This is a genomic window from Pseudomonas sp. IT-P176, assembly GCF_949767245.1.
Lineage (GTDB): Bacteria > Pseudomonadota > Gammaproteobacteria > Pseudomonadales > Pseudomonadaceae > Aquipseudomonas.
In genome coordinates this window covers 395,007-416,083 of the sequence record NZ_CATKPN010000035.1, presented here as the reverse complement: position 1 = coordinate 416,083, position 21,077 = coordinate 395,007, and the positions used below count along the sequence as shown (strand labels likewise).

Here is a 21,077-nt window from a genome sequence, read left to right as displayed (position 1 = left end):
GCGGATCAGAGGGTTGTGGGTTGGGTCGATTCAGTTGCCGGGCGCGGTCTGGCGCCAGGCCTGGGAGCGCCGCAGCAAACCGCGCGAAGCCCAGGCCAGGAGCAAGGACACGCCCGCCGAGGTGAACAGGATCAGGGTCGACATGGCGGCCGCGCCGCCGACGTTGCCGGCGTCATCCATGTTCAGCACCGCCACCGCCGCAAGGATGGTGTCGGGGCTGTAGAGGAAGATCGCCGCCGAGACGGTGGTCATGGCCGAGACGAACAGGTAGCGCACGATGTCCAGCAACGCCGGCAGGCAGATCGGCACGGTGACGCGCAGGTAGTGGCGGTACAGCGGCGCCTTGAGCGACAGCGCGGCAGCTTCGAACTCGGCGTCGAGTTGGCGCAGCGCGGTAGTGGCGGTCATTTGGGCGGTGGTCAGGTAGTGCGCAATGGTGCATACCACCAGCAGGGTCATGGTGCCGTAGAACACATGCAGCGGGTTGCCGTTGAGGTTGAAGAAGAATACGTAGCCCAGGCCCAGGACCAAGCCCGGCACCGCCATCGGCACGAAGCTGAGCATGCGCAGCGCCAGGTTCAGGCCACGCTGGCCACGGGTTTTTTCCATCAGGTAGGCGCCGGTGAAAATCAGCCCGCTGCCGATCAACGCCGTGCACAGGGCCATCTTCACGCTATTGCCGTAGGCCAGCCAGCCACCACCGGCGGTGTCGCCAAACTGATAGTGCTTGAGCGACAACGACAGGTTGTACGGCCAGAATTTCACCAGCGAGGAGTACACCGCCATGCCGAACACCAGTAACAGCACAGCGCAGATCACCAGCACGATGCCCAGGTAACAGCCATCACGCAGCCGCGAAGGCGCCGGTTGGAAGACTTGCGCCCGGCCGCTCATGGAGTCGCCATGGCGGCGACGCAACCAGGCATCGACCGCAAAGCTGAGCAGTGCCGGCACCAACAGGACCATACCGATCAGCGCACCGCGACCGAATTGCTGCTGACCGACCACCGCCTTGTAGGCTTCCAGCGCCAACACCTGATAGTCGCCACCGACCACCACCGGTACGCCGAAGTCGGTGATGGTCAGGGTGAACACCAGGCAGAACGCGGCGAACACGGCCTGGCGGGTCGCCGGCCAGGTGATGCTGCGAAAGGCCCTGGACGGACTGGCGCCCATGCTCGAAGCGGCGTCGAACAGCCGCGCATCCGCCAGGGACAGCGCCGACAGCAAGATCATCAAGGCATGGGGAAAGGTGTAGATCACCTCGCCCAGCACGATGCCCCAAAAACCGTAGATATTGTCCGACAGCAGCCCCCGCAACAGGCCCTGGTTACCGAACAGGTAGACCAGCGCAATACCCGGCAGCATCGACGGCGCCATCAGCGGCAGCAGCGACAGGCCGCGCCAGACAGGCTTGCCGGGAATCAACGTGCGTTGCAGGGCGTAGGCAAACAGGTAGGCCAGCGGGACCACGATGGCCGCGACGCTGAGGGACACTTTCAGGCTGTTGCCGAGCAGCCAGTGAAAGTTGGCGCTGGTCAGCAGCTCGCGGGCGGCGACCAGGCCACCGCCCTGCCCGGCATCGTTGCTGAAGCCACGCCAGAAGATCGCCAGCAACGGCATCAACACCGCGACGCTGAGCAGGCACAGGAGCAGGACCTTGCCGCCGAGCACAAAAATCCGATCGCCGATCTGGGCTCGGGAAGTCTGCCGAACCTGCTTGTGCGGAATCGGCAGGGCCATCTGCGTGCTCATCAGGCAAACACCTGCAGGCTGCGCGGAGGCAAGGCAACCATGATGTCCTGGGCACCGAGGCGCGGCATGGCTTCGGGCGCCAGTTCGGCGAGCAACGCATGGCCCGGAAGATGGTTGAGCTCAAAGCTCATGCGGCAGCGATTGCCCAGGAAGGTGATCTCGCGCACCTTGGCCGGGAACAGGTTTTCCTCATGCACCAGCGGGTTGACGCTGACGGCTTCCGGGCGACAGAACAGCCGGCCGGACGCGGCCTTGCCGCTGTTATCGGCCAGGCGCACGGGCATCCCGCCGACCTGGGCGTGGCTGTCACTGCTGCGCTGGAACGGCAACCAGTTGCCCTGGCCGACGAACTCGGCAACGAATGGGGTAGCCGGGCGGTTATAGATTTCCTGCGGGGTGGCGTACTGCTCGACCTTGCCGTTGTTCATCACGGCAATGCGGTCGGCCATCAGCATGGCCTCGTCCTGGTTGTGGGTCACCATCAGGGTGGTGATGCCCAGGCTGCGCTGCAGCTGGCGCAACTCAGTGCACAGATGCTCGCGAACCCGGGCATCGAGGGCCGACATCGGCTCGTCCAGCAGCAACAGTGAAGGTGCCGGCGCCAGGGCCCGAGCCAGCGCCACGCGCTGTTGCTGGCCGCCAGACAACTGGCCGGGGTATTTCTTTTCGCTGCCGGTCAGGCCCACCAGCTCAAGCATCTGCGCCACCCGCTGACGCACTTGCTCGCGACCACTGCCGGCCAGGCCGTAGGCAATGTTGGCTTCGACGCTGAGGTTGGGGAACAGCGCGTAGGACTGGAACAGAATCCCGTAGTCCCGCGCCTGTGGGGCCAGTAGGGATACGTCACGATCACCCAGGTACAACTCGCCGCGATCCTGGCGCTCGAGGCCGGCAATGCAGCGCAATAATGTGGTCTTGCCGCAGCCCGAGGGGCCGAGCAGGCACACCAGCTCACCGGCCTGCACGTCCAGCGACACGTTATCCAGCGCGGTGAATGCGCCGAAGCGCTTCTCGATACCGCGCACCTTCATCGGGGTGCCGGGAAATACCTGGGCAGTTGCATTCGAGTGGTTCATGGACGGACCTCATCAAGCAGATGTCGGCCATCCTAGGGAGCGAATGCGTAGTTCGTGTGGCAGTGAGGCAAAAACCGCTGATAGTGGTATTGGGGGATTTTGGTTCAAGTGAGTCAGCCATCGCGATCAAATGGAGCGCCGCCCGGCTCGCTCCCACAGAGGAGAGTTGTACACGCCGAGATTTGTGGTGTGGCGCAAATCGCCATCGCGAGCAAGCTCGCTCCCACAGGGTAGTGAACACCAAAAAAAAGCAGGCCGGCCGGTAGGCCGCCTCGCCCGCCCTTACCACTCAGGCCGACCGGCAGGTCGCCGTGCTTTTGCTCTTCATCCACCCGCCCCATCGGCAGGCTGAGCGAAGGTGTCCATCTGGGGGGAGGCGCGTAGCGCCGTGCGGCGAAGCCGCATACATCGAGAGGAGGTGCAGCGAAGCAAACCGGAGGCGATGCCCCCTGATGGGCACCGTAGCGAAGGTACCCCGAGCCTTAGCGAGGGGCCGTACGTCAGGGGCAAGAGCCCTTGGTTACTTGGGGCTTTTCCAAGTGACCCGCCGTAAGGGCGGAACCAATAGCCGCCGTTACCGCAGCAACGGATACACCCACAAAACCAAACCAAGTCGGAGCGCTCGCTCGCGATGAGGCAGCCCTGGCACAGGAGAACTCAGGCCGGCGCCATCTCCTGCGCCAAGCCAAGAAACGCCGCCGGCAACCGCGCGTTCTTGCGCTCCTTGAGGCAATACAGGTATTCCGCGATCTGCGGCGCGTTCTCGATGCTCAACACCCGTAGTTGCGGGTCATGGGGCACTTCCTGGCGGGCGATGATGCTGATGCCGATATTGCGCAGCACCGCCTCACGAATCGATTCGCGGCTGCCGATTTCCAGCAGGGGGCCAAAACTCACCCCGGCACTGGCGAGCAATTCTTCGGTCAGGCGGCGGGTGGTCGAGCCGCTCTCGCGCATTAACAAGGTATGCCCGGCCAAGGCGCTCAGCGGCACGTGATCGTGCACCGCCAGCGGATGGTTGCGGTGCACGGCCAGCACCAATGGGTCGGTGCCCAACACCCGGCGGATCAGGCGGGCGTCTTCCACCAGTTGCGAGGACGCGGCCAGGTCCACCCGGTACTCCTCCAACGCTTCGAGAACCTGCTGGGAGTTGCCGATTTCCACCGAAACGTCCACCTGGGGCAGCCGCTCGCGGAAGGTTTTCACCAAGTCGAGGATGTAGTACGGCGCAGTCGCCGCGATGCGCAATGCACCTTGGACCTGACCACTGTTGCGCAGGAAAAACTCGATGTCGGCTTCCTGCTGCAGCAGCGTCTTGACCATGGGCAGCAGGCGCGCACCCTCCTCGCTGACGGTCAGGCGGCGCCCGCCGCGGTAGAACAACTCGACCGAATACTGGCTCTCCAGGTGGCGAATCTGGGTGGTCACCGTAGGTTGGCTCAGGCCGAGCTTTTTCGCCGCCAGGGTAATACTGCCCAAACGCGCGACCATGTAAAAAGCCTTCAGCTCGGCACTCAGCACATCAGCCTCTCTTGATTTATTTGCGCAGCAGGCGCAGACCGTTGAACACCACCAGCAGGGCCACGCCCATGTCGGCAAACACTGCCATCCACATAGTGGCCAGCCCGAAGAAGGTTACCCCAAGAAAGATCGCCTTGATGACCAGGGCCAGGGCGATATTTTGCGTGAGGATATGGGAAGTCTGGCGAGACAGGCGGATAAACGCAGGAATCTTGCGCAGATCGTCGTCCATCAAGGCGACATCAGCGGTCTCGATGGCGGTATCGGTACCGGCCGCCGCCATGGCAAAACCGATCTCCGCCCGGGCCAGCGCCGGCGCGTCGTTGATCCCGTCGCCGACCATGCCGACTCGGTGCCCCTGGGCATACAAGGCCTCGATCGCCTTGAGCTTGTCGGTCGGCAGCAAGTCACCCTGGGCCTGGTCGATGCCCACCTGGGCGGCAATCGCCCGTGCCGTGTGCGGGTTGTCGCCGGTCAGCATCAGGGTTTTCACCCCCAGTGCGTGCAACTGCTCAATGGCCTCGCGGCTGGACTCCTTGACCGTGTCAGCGACGGCAAACAGGGCGAGCGGGCCCGAGGCATCAAGCAACAGGACCACGGTCTTGCCTTGTTCTTCCAGGGCGAAGAGTCGCTCTTCCAGCGCCGGCGAGCACAAGCCCAGCTCTTCCACCAGGCGATGATTACCCAGGTGGTAGACCTGGCCGTCGATCTCGCCGCGCACCCCGCGACCGGCCAGGGCTGCGAAGTTATCCACAGCGAGCAGGCTCAAGTGTTTATCCACAGCTGCCTTGGCGATGGCCAGCGATACCGGGTGGTCGGAGCGTCCGGCGAGGCTGGCGGCAAGCACCTGAGCACGGCTCTCGACCGCGGGGTCCAGTGCCAGGTAGTCGGTTTGCACCGGCTTGCCATGGGTGATGGTGCCGGTCTTGTCCAGGGCCAGGAAGTCGAGCTTGTAGCCGCCCTCCAGGTACACGCCACCCTTGATCAGGATGCCTTTGCGCGCAGCCGCCGCCAGGCCGCTGACGATGGTTACCGGGGTGGAGATCACCAGCGCACAAGGGCACGCCACCACCAGCAGCACCAGCGCGCGGTAAATCCAGTCGAACCAGGCCGCGCCCATGAACAACGGTGGGATCAGCGCCACGCCCAGGGCAAAGACGAATACCACCGGGGTATAGATTTTCGAGAAGCTGTCGACAAAACGCTGGGTCGGCGCACGCGCGCCCTGGGCTTCTTCCACGGCGTGGATGATTCGCGCCAGGGTCGAGTTGTTGGCGGCCGCGGTCACCCGGTACTCCAGTGCGCCGGCCTGGTTGATGGTGCCGGCAAACACCTTATCGCCCAGCGTCTTCTCGACTGGCAGGCTTTCCCCGGTAATCGGCGCCTGGTCGATGGTCGAGTTGCCGGCAACTACTTCGCCGTCCAGGCCAATGCGCTCACCCGGGCGGACCCGCACCAACGCACCCAGTTCGACACTTTTAGCCTCTCGTTCGACCCACGAACCGTCAGGCTGCTGCACGGTGACCTGTTCCGGGGTCATCTGCATCAGGCCGCTGATGGCGTTGCGCGCGCGGTCGAGGGATTTGGCTTCGATCAACTCGGCCACGGTAAACAGGAACATCACCATCGCCGCTTCCGGCCACTGGCCGATCAGCACGGCGCCAGTCACCGCGATGCTCATCAGGGCGTTGATGTTCAGGTTGAGGTTCTTCAGGGCAATCCAGCCCTTTTTGTAGGTGCCCAGACCGCCGCTGAGGATCGACACCAGCGCGACCAGCGCCACCACCCAGGTCGGCGCAGCGCTGGTGAAGTGGATCACTTCGGCGGCCAGTGCCGTGACGCCGGAGAGCGCCAGCGGCCACCAGGGCTTTTTCACCGGCGCCGCGCGACTGTCATCCGCCTGCGCGCCGTCTTCGATCGGCTCGGCCAACATGCCGATGGATTTGATCGCCTCGATGATTGGCGCCGTGCTTGGCAGGTCGTGGGTCACGCCCAGCACCCGGTTGATCAGGTTGAACTCCAGTTGCTGCACGCCGGCCAGCTTGCCGAGCTTGTTCTGGATCAGCGTCTGTTCCGTCGGGCAGTCCATGGCCTCGATGCGGAAACGGCTCAGGCGCGCACCGTCGGTGGGCGCCTCGCTGATCCGCACCAGTGCCGGCGCTGCGGCGCTGGAGCAGCAGGAGCCGGCGTGGCTGGCGTGGTCGTGTTTTTTTACCGGCTGAAGTGTTGCCCCATGATTGTGCTCATGCGCAGTACCGGGTTTGTGGGTGTGCTGGGAATCGCTCATCAGGTCGCGTCCATGTAGGTGCCTGTTGCCAAGTAAAGACCCTGTAGCCACTATAGGGTCAAGCACCCATTTGGAGATTGTCGCGATGAAGATCGGAGAACTGGCGAAACTGACCGATTGCGCCGTCGAAACCATCCGCTACTACGAACGTGAAGGCCTGCTGCCAGAACCGGCCCGCAGCAACGGCAACTACCGCGTCTACACCCAGGCCCATGCCGAGCGCCTGACCTTCATCCGCAACTGCCGCACCCTGGACATGACCCTCGAAGAAATCCGCAGCCTGCTGGGCCTGCGCGACAGTCCGCAGGATCAGTGCGAAAGCGTGAATGCGCTGATCGACGAACACATCCACCACGTCAAGGCACGGATCGACGGCTTGCTCGCCCTGCAGGCGCAACTCATCGACCTGCGCCAACGCTGCAGCGAAGGGCCGGACATCGAACAGTGCGGGATCTTGCAGCGCTTGGAAGTGAGTGGTGGAGTGGTTGCAACGGAAGTCGAACATTCCCACGTAGGCCGCAGCCACGGCCACTAGGAACACCACAAAACACTGTGGGACCGGGCTTGCCCGGGATGGCGGTGGGTCAGGGGCCATAAATATTGGCTGTGCCGACCCCATCGCGGGCAAGCCCGCTCCCACAGGGGTGTTGCGTATTGCTTGTCAGACCGCCATTGGCGCGGTCATCGGCGCGTGGTGTTCGTAACCTTCCAGCGAGAAATCACCCGGCTCGATCAGTTCCAGCCACTCCGGCTGGTACACCCCGGTCTTGGCGAACTCCGGCACACGATCGGCGATTTTCAGGTGCGGCATCGGGAACGGCTCGCGCTTGAGCTGTTCGTTGAGCATGTCCAGGTGGTTTTCGTAGACGTGGGCATCGCCGATGAAATAGGTGAACCAGCGCGGTGTGTAACCGGTCAGGCGACCGATCAGGCTCAGCAACGCGGCGCCTTCGGTTAGGTTGAACGGCGTGCCCAGGCCCAGGTCGTTGGAGCGGATGTAGAGGGTCAAAGAGATCTCTTTGGTCTCGACATTCGGGTGGAACTGGTACAGCAAGTGGCACGGCGGCAGGGCCATTTCATCGAGCTGGGCGACGTTCCAGCCGTGGAACAGGATACGCCGGCTGCCCGGGTCCTTGATGATGGTATCGACGCACTGGCGAACCTGGTCGATGGCCTTGTACAGCACCACGTAGGCCTGGCCGTCTTCTTCGCCTTCGGCAATCTGCCGGTAACCCTGGGCCAGGGTCTGCTCGATGGCGGCCGGGTTGCTCAGGGGGATCTGCTTGTACGCCGGCCACTTGCGCCATTGCACACCGTAGATCTCGCCCAGGTCGTCTGCGCCCTGGCGGAACGGGTTGGCCAGCCACTGCGCGTTTTCGTTGGCATTCTGGTCCCAGACCTTACAGCCCAGGGCGCGGAACTCGGCGGCGTTGTTGACCCCGCGCAGAAAACCGCACATCTCGCCGATGGCCGACTTGAAGGCCATCTTGCGGGTGGTGATCGCCGGAAAACCTTCTTTCAGGTCATAGCGCAGCATCGCACCGGGGAAGCTGATGGTGTTGACGCCGGTGCGGTTGGCTTGCTTGGTGCCGTTCTTGATGACGTGGGCGACCAGATCTAGATATTGCTTCATGTATTACCTGTGTCCTTGAAGGCAGGGCTCGCGGCCCTGCGCTTCGAATATAAAGCGTCAGGCGGCCGGGACAGCCGGTGCCTTGGGTGCGCGGTGATAGGCCAGCCAGATCAGGAACAGTCCGCCAACGATCATCGGGATGCACAATACTTGGCCCATGGTCAGCCAGTTCCACGCCAGGTAGCCCAACTGGGCGTCCGGCACGCGGTAGAACTCGACGATAAAGCGGAAGATACCGTAGAACAGCGCGAACATCCCGGAGACCGCCATGGTCGGCCGCGGCTTGCGCGAGAACAGCCAGAGGATGGCGAACAACGCCACGCCTTCGAGGGCGAACTGGTACAGCTGCGACGGGTGGCGCGCCAGCTGGGCCGGGTCGCTGAACGACGGGAAGACCATGGCCCACGGCACGTCGGTCGGCTTGCCCCACAACTCGGCGTTGATGAAGTTACCGATCCGCCCGGCACCCAGGCCGATTGGCACCATTGGGGCGACGAAGTCCATTAGCTGGAAGAACGACTTGCCGTTCTTTTTGCCGAACCACAAGGCCGCCAGCATCACGCCGATGAAACCACCGTGGAACGACATGCCGCCCTTCCACACCTCGAAAATCAAGGTCGGGTTGGCGAGGTAGGCACTCAGGTCGTAAAACAGCACATACCCCAGGCGGCCGCCGACGATCACGCCCATCGACATCCAGAAGACCATGTCGGAGAGTTTTTCCTTGGTCCAGGTCGGATCGAAGCGGTTCAACCTGCGTGATGCCAACAGCCAGGCACCGCCGATGCCGACCAGGTACATCAGGCCGTACCAGTGGATTTTCAGCGGGCCAATGGCCAGGGCCACCGGGTCAATCTGCGGGTAAGGCAGCATTGCGACTCCTCGTTAGAGTTGAAACCTAAAATTCCTGGCGCGACCCTGCCACGCCGAGATTAAGCCAGGATTGCGCCCTGCCTCAGAGCAGGAAACTGGTGCCCACGCACAGCAGCAAAGCGGCAAACAGCCGTTTCAGCAATCGCGGCGACAACCGGTGGGCCAGTCGCGCGCCAAAGCGGGCGAAGACCATGCTGGTCAGGGCAATGCCCAGCAGCGCCGGCAAATAAACGAAACCCAGACTATGAGCGGGCAACAGGGGATCATGCCAGCCCAGAATCATGAAACTTAATGCACTTGCCAAGGCGATCGGTAACCCGCAGGCGGACGACGTCGCCACGGCCTGCTGCATCGGCACACTGCGCCAGGTCAGAAATGGCACGGTCAGCGAGCCGCCACCAATCCCGAAGATCGCCGAGGCCCAGCCAATCACGCTACCGGCCACGGTCAGACCGAACTTGCCGGGAACCGTTCGACTGGCCTTGGGCTTGAGCTCCAGGGCCATCTGCACGGCGATCACCAGGGCAAACACACCAATGATCTTCTGCAGGTGCGGACCGGAAATCGCCTCGGCGGTCAGCGCGCCGAAGCCGGCCCCGAGCAGGATCCCCAGGGTCATCCAGGCAAAAATCGGCCAGCGCACCGCGCCTTTGCGCTGGTGTTCACGCACCGCGTTGATCGAGGTGAATATGATGGTGGCCAGCGAAGTGCCGACGGCCAGGTGGGTCAGCACCGACGCATCAAAACCCTGCAAGGTAAAGCTGAACACCAACACCGGCACGATGATGATCCCGCCACCCACCCCAAACAGCCCGGCCAGCACGCCTGCACAGGCGCCCAGCAGCAAATAGAGCAAAAATTCCATGATCGTCCTTGTCCGCTTCGCAAAAAAAGCAGCCGCATGGTAACGGATGCGGGGCCCCAGGCTCCACTGTGGATGACGATGGATCGATGAGCGATGTCTGCGTACAGTGGGCAGAAAAACACAGAAGGACCACCTTATGTGCCTGATTGTTTTTGCCTGGCGCCCGGACCACGGCACTCCCCTGATCGTCGCGGCCAACCGTGACGAGTTCTATGCCCGCCCCAGCCTGCCGCTGGCGGCATGGCCCGAAGCGCCGCAGGTGCATGCCGGGCGCGACCTGGAGGCCGGAGGTACTTGGCTGGGCATTGGCGCAGACGGACGTTTTGCCGCCCTGACCAACATCCGCAATCCGCACCAGCCGCCGGCGCGTAAATCCCGTGGCGAACTGGTGGCGCGATTCCTCACCGGCGAATTGCCCATAGACCAGTATTTGGCCGATGTTGTCGGCAGATCGCTGGAGTATGCCGGCTTTAACCTGCTGATCGGCAATCGCCAGGAACTCTGGCACTACAACGCGCAAGAGACCGCGCCGCGCCAACTGACGGCCGGGGTCTACGGTGTGTCCAACGCCGGGCTCGATACCCCCTGGCCCAAGCTGCTCAAGGCCAAGGCGGCGCTGAGCGAAGTACTCGATGATCCGCAGCCGCAAGCGCTGCTGGCTTTGCTGGGCGATCCACAGACGGCACCGTTCGGTGACTTGCCGGATACCGGGGTCGGGCTGGCGACCGAGAGCCTGCTGTCCAGCGTGTTTATTGCCAGTACCACCTACGGCACGCGCGCGAGTACCGCGCTGATTGTCCAGGCGGATGGCTCACGGGTGATGGTGGAGCGCAGTTTCGGGCCGTATGGCGGGCATCTTGGGGAAGTGCAGATCAGGCTTTGAGGTGGTGTGGTGTTGCCTGGACTGGCCCCATCGCGGGCAAGCCCGCTCCCACAGTGGATTTGTGTAGGCCCACTATTTTGTGACCAACACCAAACCCTGTGAGAGCGGGCTTGCCCACGATGACACCGCCGCAGGTTCAGAGCGGCTTGATCGCCGCCGGATTGGTCATCCGCGCCAGGCCGAGGTTCTTCAGCGCCAGTTGCAGCGAGCTGTGGATAACTTGCGGGTTGTCGATGGTCATCAGCTCGGCCAGCAGGTCCTTGGCCCAGCTGAGGTTGATCTGGCGCAGCATCCACTTCACTTTCGGCAGGTTGGTGGCGTTCATCGACAGGCTGTCAAAACCCATCGCCATCAACAGCACGGCCGCAGCCGGGTCGCCGGCCATCTCGCCGCAAATACTCACCGGTTTGCCTTCGGCGTGGGCATCGCGCACCACGGTCTGCAGGGCCTGCAGCACCGCTGGGTGCATGTAGTCGTACAGGTCCGCTACCCGCGGGTTGTTGCGGTCCACGGCCAGCAGGTACTGGGTCAGGTCGTTGGAGCCGACCGACAGGAAGTCCACCTGCCGCGCCAGTTCCTTGGTCTGGTAGACCGCCGCCGGAATCTCGATCATCACACCCACGGGCGGCATCGGCACATCGGTGCCTTCGTCGCGCACTTCGCCCCAGGCACGGTGAATCAGGTGCAGGGCTTCTTCGAGTTCGTGGGTGCCGGAGATCATCGGCAGGAGAATGCGCAGGTTGTTCAGGCCTTCACTGGCCTTGAGCATGGCGCGGGTCTGGACCAGGAAGATTTCCGGGTGGTCGAGGGTGACGCGAATCCCGCGCCAGCCGAGGAACGGGTTGTCTTCCTTGATCGGGAAGTACGACAGTGACTTATCGCCGCCGATGTCCAGGCTGCGCATCGTCACCGGTTGCGGGTGGAAGGCGGCGAGTTGCTCGCGATAGATCGCCAGCTGCTCCTTTTCGCTAGGGAACCGTTGATTGATCATGAACGGCACTTCAGTGCGATACAGGCCCACCCCTTCGGCGCCGCGCTTCTGCGCCCGTGCCACGTCCGCCAGCAGGCCGGTGTTGACCCACAGCGGCATGCGGTGGCCGTCGAGCGTCACGCAGGGCAGGTCGCGCAGGGAGTCGAGCCCCAGCGCCAGTTGCTTCTCTTCTTCGACCACCTCGGCGAATTGCTTGCGCAACACGTCGCTGGGGTTGGTGTAGACCTCGCCCCGATTGCCGTCGACGATCAATTCGATGCCATCGACCTTGGCATACGGCAGGTCGACCAGGCCCATCACCGTCGGGATGCCCATGGCTCGCGCCAGGATCGCGACGTGGGAGTTGCCGGAACCCAGGACCGAGACCAGGCCGACCAGCGTGCCTTCCGGCACCTCGCCGAGCATTGCCGGCGTCAGTTCTTCGCTGACCAGAATGGTCTTTTCCGGGTAGACCAGGTTTTGCTGGCGCTCTTCCTGCAGGTAAGCCAGCAGGCGGCGGCCGAGATCCTTGACGTCCGAGGCCCGCTCACGCAGGTAGGCGTCGTCCATCAGTTCAAAACGGTTGACGTGATCGGTGACCACCTGGCGCAACGCGCCCTGGGCCCACTGGCCGGTCTTGATCACGGTGGTGACTTCGCTGCCCAGCGCAGCATCGTCGAGCATCATCAGGTAGACGTCGAACAGTGCGCGCTCTTCCGGGCGCAACTGGGTCGCCAGCTTGGCCGACAAGGCCCGCATGTCGGCGCGCACACCTTCGATGGCGGTCTTGAACAGGCCCAGCTCGGCGTCGATGTCGGTGATGGTCTTGTCCGGCACCACATCGAGGTCCGCCGGTGGCAGCATGACCACCGCGGTACCGACCGCAGCGCCTGGCGAACCCGGGACGCCGACGAACTTGGCTTCCTGGATGCCCTTGCCCTGGCGCCCCAGACCGCGGATCGAACCGGTGGCCTCGGCGTGGGCAATTACGCCGGCGAGCTGGGCGCTCATGGTCACGAGGAAGGCTTCTTCACCCTCATCGAACTGCCGCCGCTCTTTTTGCTGGATGACCAGGACGCCGACAACGCGGCGGTGGTGAATGATCGGCGCGCCGAGGAACGAGGCATAACGCTCTTCACCGGTCTCGGCGAAGTAGCGATAGCGCGGGTGGTCGGCGGCGTTTTCCAGGTTCAACGGTTCTTCACGCGTGCCCACCAGGCCCACCAGGCCTTCGTTGGGCGCCATGCTGACCTTGCCGATCGAGCGCTTGTTCAAGCCCTCGGTGGCCATCAGCACAAAACGGTTGGTTTCGGGGTCGAGCAGGTAGACCGAGCAGACCTGGCTGCCCATGGCCTCTTTGACGCGCAATACAATAATGCCCAACGCCGCCTTGAGATCCTTGGCGGAGTTAACTTCCTGGACGATCTTGCGCAGCGTATTGAGCATGGCTCGGGGTCGAACTCCGTCGTCAGTCGCGCGTTAGAAGGCGCGGGGCAAGCTCTTTGAGAGCGCGGCGATAAACCTCGCGCTTGAATGTCACCACCTGGCCCAACGGATACCAATAACTGACCCAACGCCAGCCATCGAATTCCGGTTTACCGGTCAAATCCATCCGCACCCGCTGCTCATTGGAGACCAGGCGCAGGAGAAACCATTTCTGTTTCTGGCCGATGCACAGCGGTTGGCTGTGGGTACGGACCAGACGTTGCGGCAAACGATAGCGCAACCAGCCGCGCGTGCAGGCGAGAATTTCAACATCTTCGCGCTCCAGGCCGACTTCTTCGTTCAGCTCGCGATACAAGGCGTCTTCCGGCGTCTCCTGAGGGTTGATTCCACCTTGAGGAAACTGCCAGGCATCTTGATTGATACGGCGAGCCCATAGCACCTGGCCGGCATCATTCGTCAGAATGATCCCCACATTGGGGCGGAAACCATCGGGGTCGATCACGGCAACAACCTCGCAAACGCATGTCGCCGCATTGTTCCACAAAGGTTGTGAAGGCGGCAACGAAGCTTCCTACCTTATGTGCACTCTTGTGAAAAGACCGTATTCTTAACCCCTTTTTACTGACTTATCAGCGGGTAACTGCAATGCGCCTGGCTTTATTCGATCTGGACAACACACTTTTGGGCGGTGACAGCGATCACGCATGGGGCGATTACCTGTGTGAACGGGAGATCCTCGACCCCATCGCGTACAAAGCGCGCAACGACGAGTTCTACCAGGATTACCTGGCCGGCAAGCTGGACAATGCCGCGTACTTGAACTTCTGCCTGGAAATCCTCGGCCGCACCGAGATGGCCCAGCTCGATGAATGGCACCGCGATTTCATGCGCGACTGCATCGAGCCGCTCATGCTGCCCAAGGCGGTGGAACTGCTGGCCAAGCACCGCGCCGCCGGCGACAAGTTGGTAATCATCACCGCCACCAACCGTTTCGTCACCGCACCGATTGCCGAGCACCTGGGAGTGGAAACCCTGATCGCCACCGAATGCGAAATGCACGAGGGCCGCTACACCGGGCGCAGCACCGATGTACCGTGCTTTCGCGAAGGCAAGGTGACGCGCTTGAATCGTTGGCTGGAGGAGACTGGGTTGTCGCTGGAAGGCAGTTATTTCTATAGCGACTCGATGAATGACCTACCGCTGCTGGAGCAAGTGACCAACCCGGTGGCGGTTGATCCGGACCCGAATCTGCGGGCCGAAGCCGAGAAGCGTGGTTGGCCGGTGATTTCGTTGCGCGGCTGAGAATGCCATCGCGGGCAAGCCCGCTCCCACAGGGGGCTTGGGTGTGCATGCAATCTATGCCACCCGGCAAAACCTGTGGGAGCGTGGTTGGCCGGTGATTTCGTTGCGCGGCTGAGAATGCCATCGCGGGCAAGCCCGCTCCCACAGGGGGCTTGGGTGTGCATGCAATCTATGCCACCCGGCAAAATCTGTGGGAGCGGGCTTGGCCGGTAATTTCGCTGCGCGACTGAGAATGCCATCGCGGGCAAGCCCGCTCCCACAGGGGGCTCGGGTGTGCATGCAATCTATGCCACCCGGCAAAACCTGTGGGAGCGGGCTTGCCCGCGATTAGGGTCACCTCGGTACCAAGCTGCTAAACCGGCTTGGCACCCATCAAGCCGGCAATCGCGATCAAGCTGACCAAGCTGACCAACGCCAGGGCAAAGGTGAATCTGCCGCTACCAACCGGCGCCGTGCGCTGGCGATTGAGCCGCGCCAGCAACCAGAAACCACTCAGCGCCGCCACGGTGTAGAGCACACTGGAGGCCAGCAACCAGGTTTGCCCCAGCGGCCAACCAATCAGGTGCACCATCCACCAGCCGGTGAACGGCATGCTCAGCAGCGCCAGGCCCATCAGCAGCCAGACGAACAGCCGTGGCCGTTGCAAGGTGCGCACCGGCGCCGTGGCATCACCATTGCGCTGGGTCCGCCAGACCCAGACCGCCAGGCCCAGAGCACCGGCCAGCAGCAACACGGTTGCCACCATATGAGCCATTTTCAGCGCGATTAGAGTTTCCATACGTCAATTCCCTCAAGTCCTGTGCATCAGCGTAGCCGTTCAGCCCAGAAACAGCTGATAGGCCGGATTGTCGCTTTCATCCCAATACGGGTAGCCGATTTCCGCCAACGCCGCCGGCACCAGGTGGCGCTCGTCGTGCGGCACCTGCAGGCCCGCGACCACTCGGCCGTCGGCTGCGCCGTGGTTACGGTAGTGAAACATCGAGATGTTCCAGCGCCCACCGAGCTTGTTGAGGAAGTTGAACAGCGCGCCCGGGCGTTCCGGAAATTCGAAACGCAGGATCACTTCATCGACCACGTGGGCCGCACGACCGCCGACCATGTGGCGAATGTGCAACTTGGCCAGTTCGTTGTCGGTCAGGTCGAGCACCGGGAAACCCTGCTCGCTCAGGCTGGCGATCAGCGCACTGCGCGGATCGTTCTCCGGATGGGTCTGCACGCCGACAAAGATGTGCGCCTCACTGCCGGTGTTGTAGCGGTAGTTGAATTCGGTGATCTGGCGCTTGCCGATGGCTTCGCAGAACGCCTTGAAGCTGCCCGGCTGCTCCGGAATGGTCACCGCGATAATGGCCTCGCGACCCTCGCCCAACTCGGCGCGCTCGGCCACATGGCGCAGGCGATCGAAATTGACGTTGGCGCCGGAGTCGATGGCCACCAGGGTCTGCCCGGTGACGCCGCGCAATTCGACGTACTTCTTGATCCCGGCTACGCCCAGGGCGCCGGCCGGCTCGGTGATCGAGCGGGTGTCGTCGTAGATGTCCTTGATCGCCGCGCAGATTTCATCGGTGCTGACGGTGATCACTTCATCGACATAGTCTTTGCAGATATCGAAGGTGTGCTGGCCGATCTGCGCCACGGCAACACCGTCGGCAAAGATCCCCACGGTCGGCAGCACCACCCGCTCGCCGGCGGCCATGGCCGCTTGCAGGCAATTGGAGTCATCCGGCTCGACGCCGATGATCTTGATGTCCGGGCGCAGGTATTTGACGTAGGCCGCGATCCCGGCGATCAGGCCGCCACCGCCCACCGGCACGAAGATCGCGTCTAGCGGACCCGGATGCTGGCGCAGGATTTCCATGGCCACCGTGCCCTGCCCGGCAATGGTGTGCGGATCATCGTAGGGGTGAATGTAGACGTAGCCTTTTTCGTCGACCAGCTTCAGCGAATAGGCCAGGGCCTCTGGGAACGAATCCCCGTGCAGCACTACTTTGCCGCCGCGCGAACGCACGCCTTCGACCTTGATCTCCGGGGTGGTCTTGGGCATCACGATGGTCGCCTTGACCCCCAGCACCTTGGCCGCCAGGGCCAGGCCTTGCGCGTGGTTGCCCGCCGAGGCGGTGACCACGCCGCGCGCACGCTCTTCGTCGGTCAACTGGGTCAGCTTGTTGTAAGCGCCGCGAATCTTGAACGAGAACACCGGCTGCAAGTCTTCGCGCTTGAGCCAGATCTTGTTGCCCAGCCGCTCGGAGAGCTGGCGGGCAGTCTGCAAAGGGGTTTCTACGGCAACGTCATAAACGCGCGAGGTGAGGATCTTTTTGACGTACTGTTCAAGCATCGGAAAGCATCACTGAGCGGGTTGGGCAGGACCACGGAGTCTAACCCGGCTTTTGCCCGGGCGACCACACGAATGCAGAGGTTTTAGCCGGCCATGGCGCTATAATGCCGGCCTTCTGTCCCCCTCATGGCACCTCGGAGCCCGCATGACCCAGGATCAACTCAAACAGGCAGTGGCGCAGGCCGCCGTCGATTTCATCCTTCCCAAACTCGACGACAAGAGCATCGTCGGGGTCGGCACCGGCTCCACCGCCAACTGCTTCATCGACGCCCTGGCCCAGCACAAGGGCGCCTTCGACGGCGCGGTCGCCAGCTCCGAAGCCACCGCCGCGCGCCTCAAGGGCCACGGGATCCCGGTGTATGAGCTCAATACGGTCAGCGACCTGGAGTTCTACGTCGACGGTGCCGATGAAAGTGACGAGCACCTGAACCTGATCAAGGGCGGCGGCGCTGCCCTGACCCGCGAGAAGATCGTTGCGGCCGTGGCCAAGACCTTCATCTGCATCGCCGACGCGAGCAAGCTGGTGCCGGTGCTGGGCAATTTCCCGCTGCCGGTCGAAGTGATCCCGATGGCCCGCAGCCACGTGGCTCGCGAGCTGGTGAAACTGGGCGGCGACCCGGTGTACCGTGAAGGCGTGTTGACCGACAACGGCAACATCATCCTCGACGTCTTCAACATGCAGATCACCAACCCGGTGGAGCTGGAGCAGCAGATCAACGCCATCGTCGGCGTGGTCACCAACGGCCTGTTCGCCGCCCGTCCGGCGGACTTGTTGCTGCTGGGCACCAGCGAAGGCGTGAAGACCCTCAAGGCCTGAGGCAGGCGCCACCCTGCTCGCGATAGCGGTATGCCAGGCACCATGGATGTTGGCGGTGCCGGCCTCATCGCGAGCAAGCTTGCTCCTACGGATTGGGCTTCTTGAAGACGTAGAACAGGTTCGGCTCGCTCACCAGGTACAAGGTCCCGTCGTCATCCATGGCGATCCCCTCCGCTTGCGGCACGGTCTTTTGCAGGCCCTGACGCCCCTTGTTCAACGACATGGTGCTTAACGGCCGCCCGTCGATATCCAGTTCCAACACCAGGAACGACTCGTCCGACAGCGCCAGTAAATGGCCGCTGCGCTCATCGTATTGCAGGCTCGAGAGATCGCGCACAAACAGCCCGGCATCACGCTTGGGATTGTTGATCACGTGCACGGCGTAGGATTTCTCCGGGTTGTAATGGGGGAAACCCTGCACTTCATAGATCAGCATCGGGTCGCGTTCCTTGGCGACAAACAAGCGCTTGCCCTTGGAGTCGTAGGCCAGGCCTTCGAACCCCTTGTTGCGGGTCATGTGCACGCCCAGGGTCATCTGCTCGGCATCTGCGGCGTCGAGGAAGGTGGTGTCGTCTTCGAGATGAATCTTGATCAGCCGTTGCTGGCGCTCATCACTGATCACGTAGGTGTCGGCGCTGATGAACTCCACGGCTTCCGGGTCGCCAAAACCGATCAGCGCGACCCGGCGCAGGATGCGCCCGTCGAGGGACATCTCGACCAGTTCGGAATTCTTGTTGGTGACGGTGAACAGGCTTTTGCGCACCGGATCAAAGGTCAAGGCCGAGACGTCATCGTCCAGGCCTTCGATCGGCTTCGCCTCGATCACTACTCGATAGTCGTTGAGCGCCATCGAATGCTCACCGGCCGGGTGCAACCAGGCTTGCAGGTTGAACCAGCTGCGCTCGTAAAGGCGGTAGTACTGGCCCAACATGGCCAACGCCAGCAAGGCGGCGATCAACACGATCAGGGCAAGGGGCTTGGGGCGGGCAAGTCGGCGCATGGGGCGAGCTCAAAAAGCAATCGGGCGGATGAAATATCACGCGTTGATGAATTCAAGCTTAATGGCATAGGAGGACCCTGTGGGAGCGGGCTTGCCCGCGATGGCGTAGGCACATTCAGCATCAATGTGTCAGATACACCGCTATCGCGGGCAAGCCCGCTCCCACAGGTTCAGTGCTGTGCCGATCAGCGCACGCTGCTGGCGAAGCTGCCGGCACCCGGCAGTTCCAGGACCAGTTCATCCCCGACATTCAGCGGGCCGACGCCCACCGGCGTACCGGTGAGGATCACGTCGCCGGCCTGCAGCGAGAAGCAGCCGGCCATGTGCTGGATCATCGGCACGATCGGGTTGAGCATGGCACTGCTGTTACCGTCCTGGCGGACTTCGCCATTAATGGTCAGGCGAATGCCGATATCAGTCAGGTCGGCAAAGGTGCTGCTGACCACGAACGGCGCCAGCACACAGGCACCGTCGAACGACTTGGCGATTTCCCACGGCAGCCCCTTGGCCTTGAGCTCGGCCTGCTTGTCGCGCAGGGTCAGGTCCAGGGCCGGGGCGAACCCGGAGATCGCATCCAGCACTTCTTCACGGCTTGGCTTGGTCGACAAGGGTTTGCCGATCAACACCGCGATTTCCGCCTCGTAATGCACCGAGCCGCGCTCGGTCGGAATCGCAAAACCACCTTCCAGCGGCACCACGCAACTGCCCGGCTTGATGAACAACAACGGCTCGGTCGGTACCGGGTTATCCAGTTCCTTGGCGTGTTCGGCGTAGTTGCGCCCGATGCACACCACTTTCCCCAGTGGGAAATGAATACGGGTACCGTCGACATACTGGTGCTGATAGCTCATTACCGCCTCCTGCCTTAGGGATTCTTCAGGTATCGCACCTTCAAACAGCGAAGATCTTGCCCGGGTTCATGATGCCGTTCGGGTCGAATACTGCCTTGACGGCTTTCATGTACTCGATTTCCACCGGCGAACGGCTGTAGGTCAGGTAATCGCGCTTGGTCATGCCCACGCCGTGTTCGGCCGAGATCGAGCCGTTGTATTTCTCGACGGTTTCAAACACCCACTTGTTGACCGTCGCGCACTTGGCAAAGAACTCGTCCTTGCTCAGGTTTTCCGGCTTGAGGATGTTCAGGTGCAGGTTGCCGTCGCCGATGTGGCCGAACCAGACGATTTCGAAGTCCGGGTAGTGTTTGCCGACGATCGCGTCGATTTCCTTCAGGAATGCCGGGACTTTCGACACAGTGACCGAAATGTCGTTCTTGTACGGAGTCCAGTGGGAAATGGTCTCGGAGATGTACTCGCGCAGTTTCCACAGGTTTTGCAGTTGGGATTCGCTCTGGCTCATCACGCCATCGAGCACCCAGCCCTGTTCAACGCAGTGTTCGAAGGTTTCCAGGGCGTGGTTGGCCACTTCCTCGGTGGTCGCTTCGAATTCCAGCAGCGCGTAGAACGGGCATTCTGACTCGAACGGCGCCGGCACGTCGCCACGAGCGAGGACCTTGGCCAGGGCCTTGTCGGAGAAAAACTCGAAGGCGGTCAGGTCCAGCTTGCTCTGGAAGGCGTGCAGCACCGGCATGATCGAATCGAAATCGGTGGTGCCGAGGACCATCGCAGTGAGGTTTTTCGGCGCGCGATCCAGGCGCATGGTCGCTTCGACCACAAAACCCAGGGTACCTTCGGCGCCGATGAACAGCTGGCGCATGTCGTAGCCGGTGGCGTTCTTGATCAGGTCGCGATTCAACTCCAGCAGGTCGCCCTTGCCGGTGACCACTTTCATGCCCGCCACCCAGTTGCGGGTCATGCCGTAGCGAATGACCTTGATCCCGCCGGCATTGGTGCCGATATTGCCGCCAATCTGACTGGAACCGGCCGAGGCGAAGTCCACCGGGTAATACAAGCCCTTTTCTTCAGCCACGTTCTGCAGATGCTCGGTGACCACGCCTGGCTGGCACACCACGGTGCGATCAGTCAGGTTCACATCGAGGATCTGGTTCATGTAGTCGAACGAAACCACCACTTCGCCATTGGCGGCCACCGCAGCAGCCGACAGCCCTGTACGTCCGCCGGACGGCACCAGGGCAACCTTGTGCTGGTTGGCCCAGCGCACGATGGCCTGGACCTGCTCGGTGGTCTTGGGGAACACGATAGCCGTCGGGGCTGGGGCGAAATGCTTGGTCCAATCCTTACCGTAAGCATTCAGGGAGTCGGCGTCGGTCAACACCTTGCCAGGCTCAACCAGGGTCTTCAGCTCATCAATCAGGGCAGGATTGGTCATCGAAAGAACTCTCGAACAATTCATGGTCATC

Annotated in this window: 18 protein-coding genes; 4 read left to right on the top strand and 14 right to left on the bottom strand. The window is 62.5% G+C overall.

Translation table 11 applies throughout. The features are described from left to right. Nucleotides 1-30: 30 nt before the first annotated feature. The 4 genes from ACM6IP_RS07975 to ACM6IP_RS07960 all read right to left on the bottom strand — a co-directional run bounded on the left by ACM6IP_RS07975 (nt 31) and on the right by ACM6IP_RS07960 (nt 6,639). Complete coding sequence (locus ACM6IP_RS07975) at nt 31-1,755, bottom strand: putative 2-aminoethylphosphonate ABC transporter permease subunit (RefSeq protein WP_414861239.1); 1,725 nt, start codon at nt 1,753-1,755, stop codon at nt 31-33. Then, nucleotides 1,755-2,831: a putative 2-aminoethylphosphonate ABC transporter ATP-binding protein gene (locus tag ACM6IP_RS07970; protein WP_320333219.1), complete on the bottom strand. Its 1,077-nt coding sequence runs from the start codon at nt 2,829-2,831 to the stop codon at nt 1,755-1,757. The genes ACM6IP_RS07975 and ACM6IP_RS07970 overlap by 1 nt, the downstream gene beginning before the upstream one ends. A 657-nt stretch (nt 2,832-3,488) precedes the next feature. Continuing rightward, nucleotides 3,489-4,352, bottom strand: a complete 864-nt coding sequence (locus ACM6IP_RS07965; RefSeq protein WP_095164633.1) for a LysR family transcriptional regulator — start codon at nt 4,350-4,352, stop codon at nt 3,489-3,491. A gap of 16 nt (nt 4,353-4,368) precedes the next feature. Further along, on the bottom strand, nt 4,369-6,639 hold the full coding sequence (locus ACM6IP_RS07960) for a heavy metal translocating P-type ATPase (RefSeq protein ID WP_095164635.1): 2,271 nt from the start codon (nt 6,637-6,639) through the stop codon (nt 4,369-4,371). A gap of 85 nt (nt 6,640-6,724) precedes the next feature. On the opposite strand from ACM6IP_RS07960, the gene cadR reads away from it, so the two are divergent. Beyond that, the gene (gene cadR, locus ACM6IP_RS07955; protein ID WP_401125463.1) at nt 6,725-7,174 is read left to right on the top strand and encodes a Cd(II)/Pb(II)-responsive transcriptional regulator; all 450 of its coding nucleotides are present in this window, start codon (nt 6,725-6,727) and stop codon (nt 7,172-7,174) included. 126 nt (nt 7,175-7,300) lie between these two features. Here cadR and ACM6IP_RS07950 read toward each other — a convergent pair whose 3' ends face one another. The 3 genes from ACM6IP_RS07950 to ACM6IP_RS07940 form a co-directional block, all read right to left on the bottom strand. Further along, on the bottom strand, nt 7,301-8,272 hold the full coding sequence (locus ACM6IP_RS07950) for a thymidylate synthase (RefSeq protein WP_095164639.1): 972 nt from the start codon (nt 8,270-8,272) through the stop codon (nt 7,301-7,303). Nucleotides 8,273-8,329: 57 nt separating this feature from the next. Next, complete coding sequence (gene lgt / locus ACM6IP_RS07945; protein WP_159998460.1) at nt 8,330-9,145, bottom strand: prolipoprotein diacylglyceryl transferase; 816 nt, start codon at nt 9,143-9,145, stop codon at nt 8,330-8,332. Nucleotides 9,146-9,227: 82 nt separating this feature from the next. Further along, nucleotides 9,228-10,010 carry a sulfite exporter TauE/SafE family protein gene (locus ACM6IP_RS07940; protein ID WP_095164642.1) on the bottom strand — a complete coding sequence of 261 codons (783 nt, stop codon included), beginning with the start codon at nt 10,008-10,010 and terminating at the stop codon, nt 9,228-9,230. Between the two features lie 136 nt (nt 10,011-10,146). On the opposite strand from ACM6IP_RS07940, the gene ACM6IP_RS07935 reads away from it, so the two are divergent. Beyond that, a complete protein-coding gene (locus ACM6IP_RS07935; RefSeq protein WP_095164644.1) occupies nt 10,147-10,893 on the top strand; it encodes an NRDE family protein in 747 nt (248 codons plus the stop codon). 136 nt (nt 10,894-11,029) lie between these two features. Here the strand turns inward: ACM6IP_RS07935 and ptsP are convergent, their stop codons facing one another. Beyond that, nucleotides 11,030-13,309 carry a phosphoenolpyruvate--protein phosphotransferase gene (ptsP, locus tag ACM6IP_RS07930; RefSeq protein WP_095164646.1) on the bottom strand — a complete coding sequence of 760 codons (2,280 nt, stop codon included), beginning with the start codon at nt 13,307-13,309 and terminating at the stop codon, nt 11,030-11,032. Nucleotides 13,310-13,331: 22 nt separating this feature from the next. Then, nucleotides 13,332-13,811 carry an RNA pyrophosphohydrolase gene (locus ACM6IP_RS07925; protein ID WP_095083604.1) on the bottom strand — a complete coding sequence of 160 codons (480 nt, stop codon included), beginning with the start codon at nt 13,809-13,811 and terminating at the stop codon, nt 13,332-13,334. Nucleotides 13,812-13,954: 143 nt separating this feature from the next. Here ACM6IP_RS07925 and ACM6IP_RS07920 point away from each other — a divergent pair, with 143 nt between their 5' ends. Next, nucleotides 13,955-14,611: an HAD family hydrolase gene (locus ACM6IP_RS07920; protein WP_320333222.1), complete on the top strand. Its 657-nt coding sequence runs from the start codon at nt 13,955-13,957 to the stop codon at nt 14,609-14,611. A gap of 352 nt (nt 14,612-14,963) precedes the next feature. On the opposite strand, the gene ACM6IP_RS07915 is transcribed toward ACM6IP_RS07920, so the two are convergent. Together ACM6IP_RS07915 and ilvA are read right to left on the bottom strand one after the other, a co-directional pair. Then, a complete protein-coding gene (locus ACM6IP_RS07915; RefSeq protein WP_414861238.1) occupies nt 14,964-15,389 on the bottom strand; it encodes a DUF2269 family protein in 426 nt (141 codons plus the stop codon). A gap of 39 nt (nt 15,390-15,428) precedes the next feature. After that, nucleotides 15,429-16,943, bottom strand: coding sequence for a threonine ammonia-lyase, biosynthetic (gene ilvA, locus ACM6IP_RS07910; protein WP_095164649.1), 1,515 nt, complete (start codon nt 16,941-16,943; stop codon nt 15,429-15,431). A gap of 145 nt (nt 16,944-17,088) precedes the next feature. Here ilvA and rpiA point away from each other — a divergent pair, with 145 nt between their 5' ends. After that, entirely contained in the window at nt 17,089-17,760 is a 672-nt protein-coding gene (gene rpiA / locus ACM6IP_RS07905; protein ID WP_095164650.1) for a ribose-5-phosphate isomerase RpiA, read from the top strand. Between the two features lie 85 nt (nt 17,761-17,845). On the opposite strand, the gene ACM6IP_RS07900 is transcribed toward rpiA, so the two are convergent. The 3 genes from ACM6IP_RS07900 to ACM6IP_RS07890 form a co-directional block, all read right to left on the bottom strand. After that, nucleotides 17,846-18,760, bottom strand: a complete 915-nt coding sequence (locus ACM6IP_RS07900; protein ID WP_414861237.1) for an SdiA-regulated domain-containing protein — start codon at nt 18,758-18,760, stop codon at nt 17,846-17,848. Nucleotides 18,761-18,945: 185 nt separating this feature from the next. Continuing rightward, nucleotides 18,946-19,611, bottom strand: a complete 666-nt coding sequence (locus ACM6IP_RS07895) for a fumarylacetoacetate hydrolase family protein (protein WP_095164652.1) — start codon at nt 19,609-19,611, stop codon at nt 18,946-18,948. A 40-nt stretch (nt 19,612-19,651) separates the two neighbouring features. Beyond that, nucleotides 19,652-21,046 (bottom strand): FAD-binding oxidoreductase, encoded by a 1,395-nt coding sequence (locus ACM6IP_RS07890; RefSeq protein WP_095164653.1) that lies wholly within the window; start codon nt 21,044-21,046, stop codon nt 19,652-19,654. Nucleotides 21,047-21,077 lie beyond the last annotated feature (31 nt).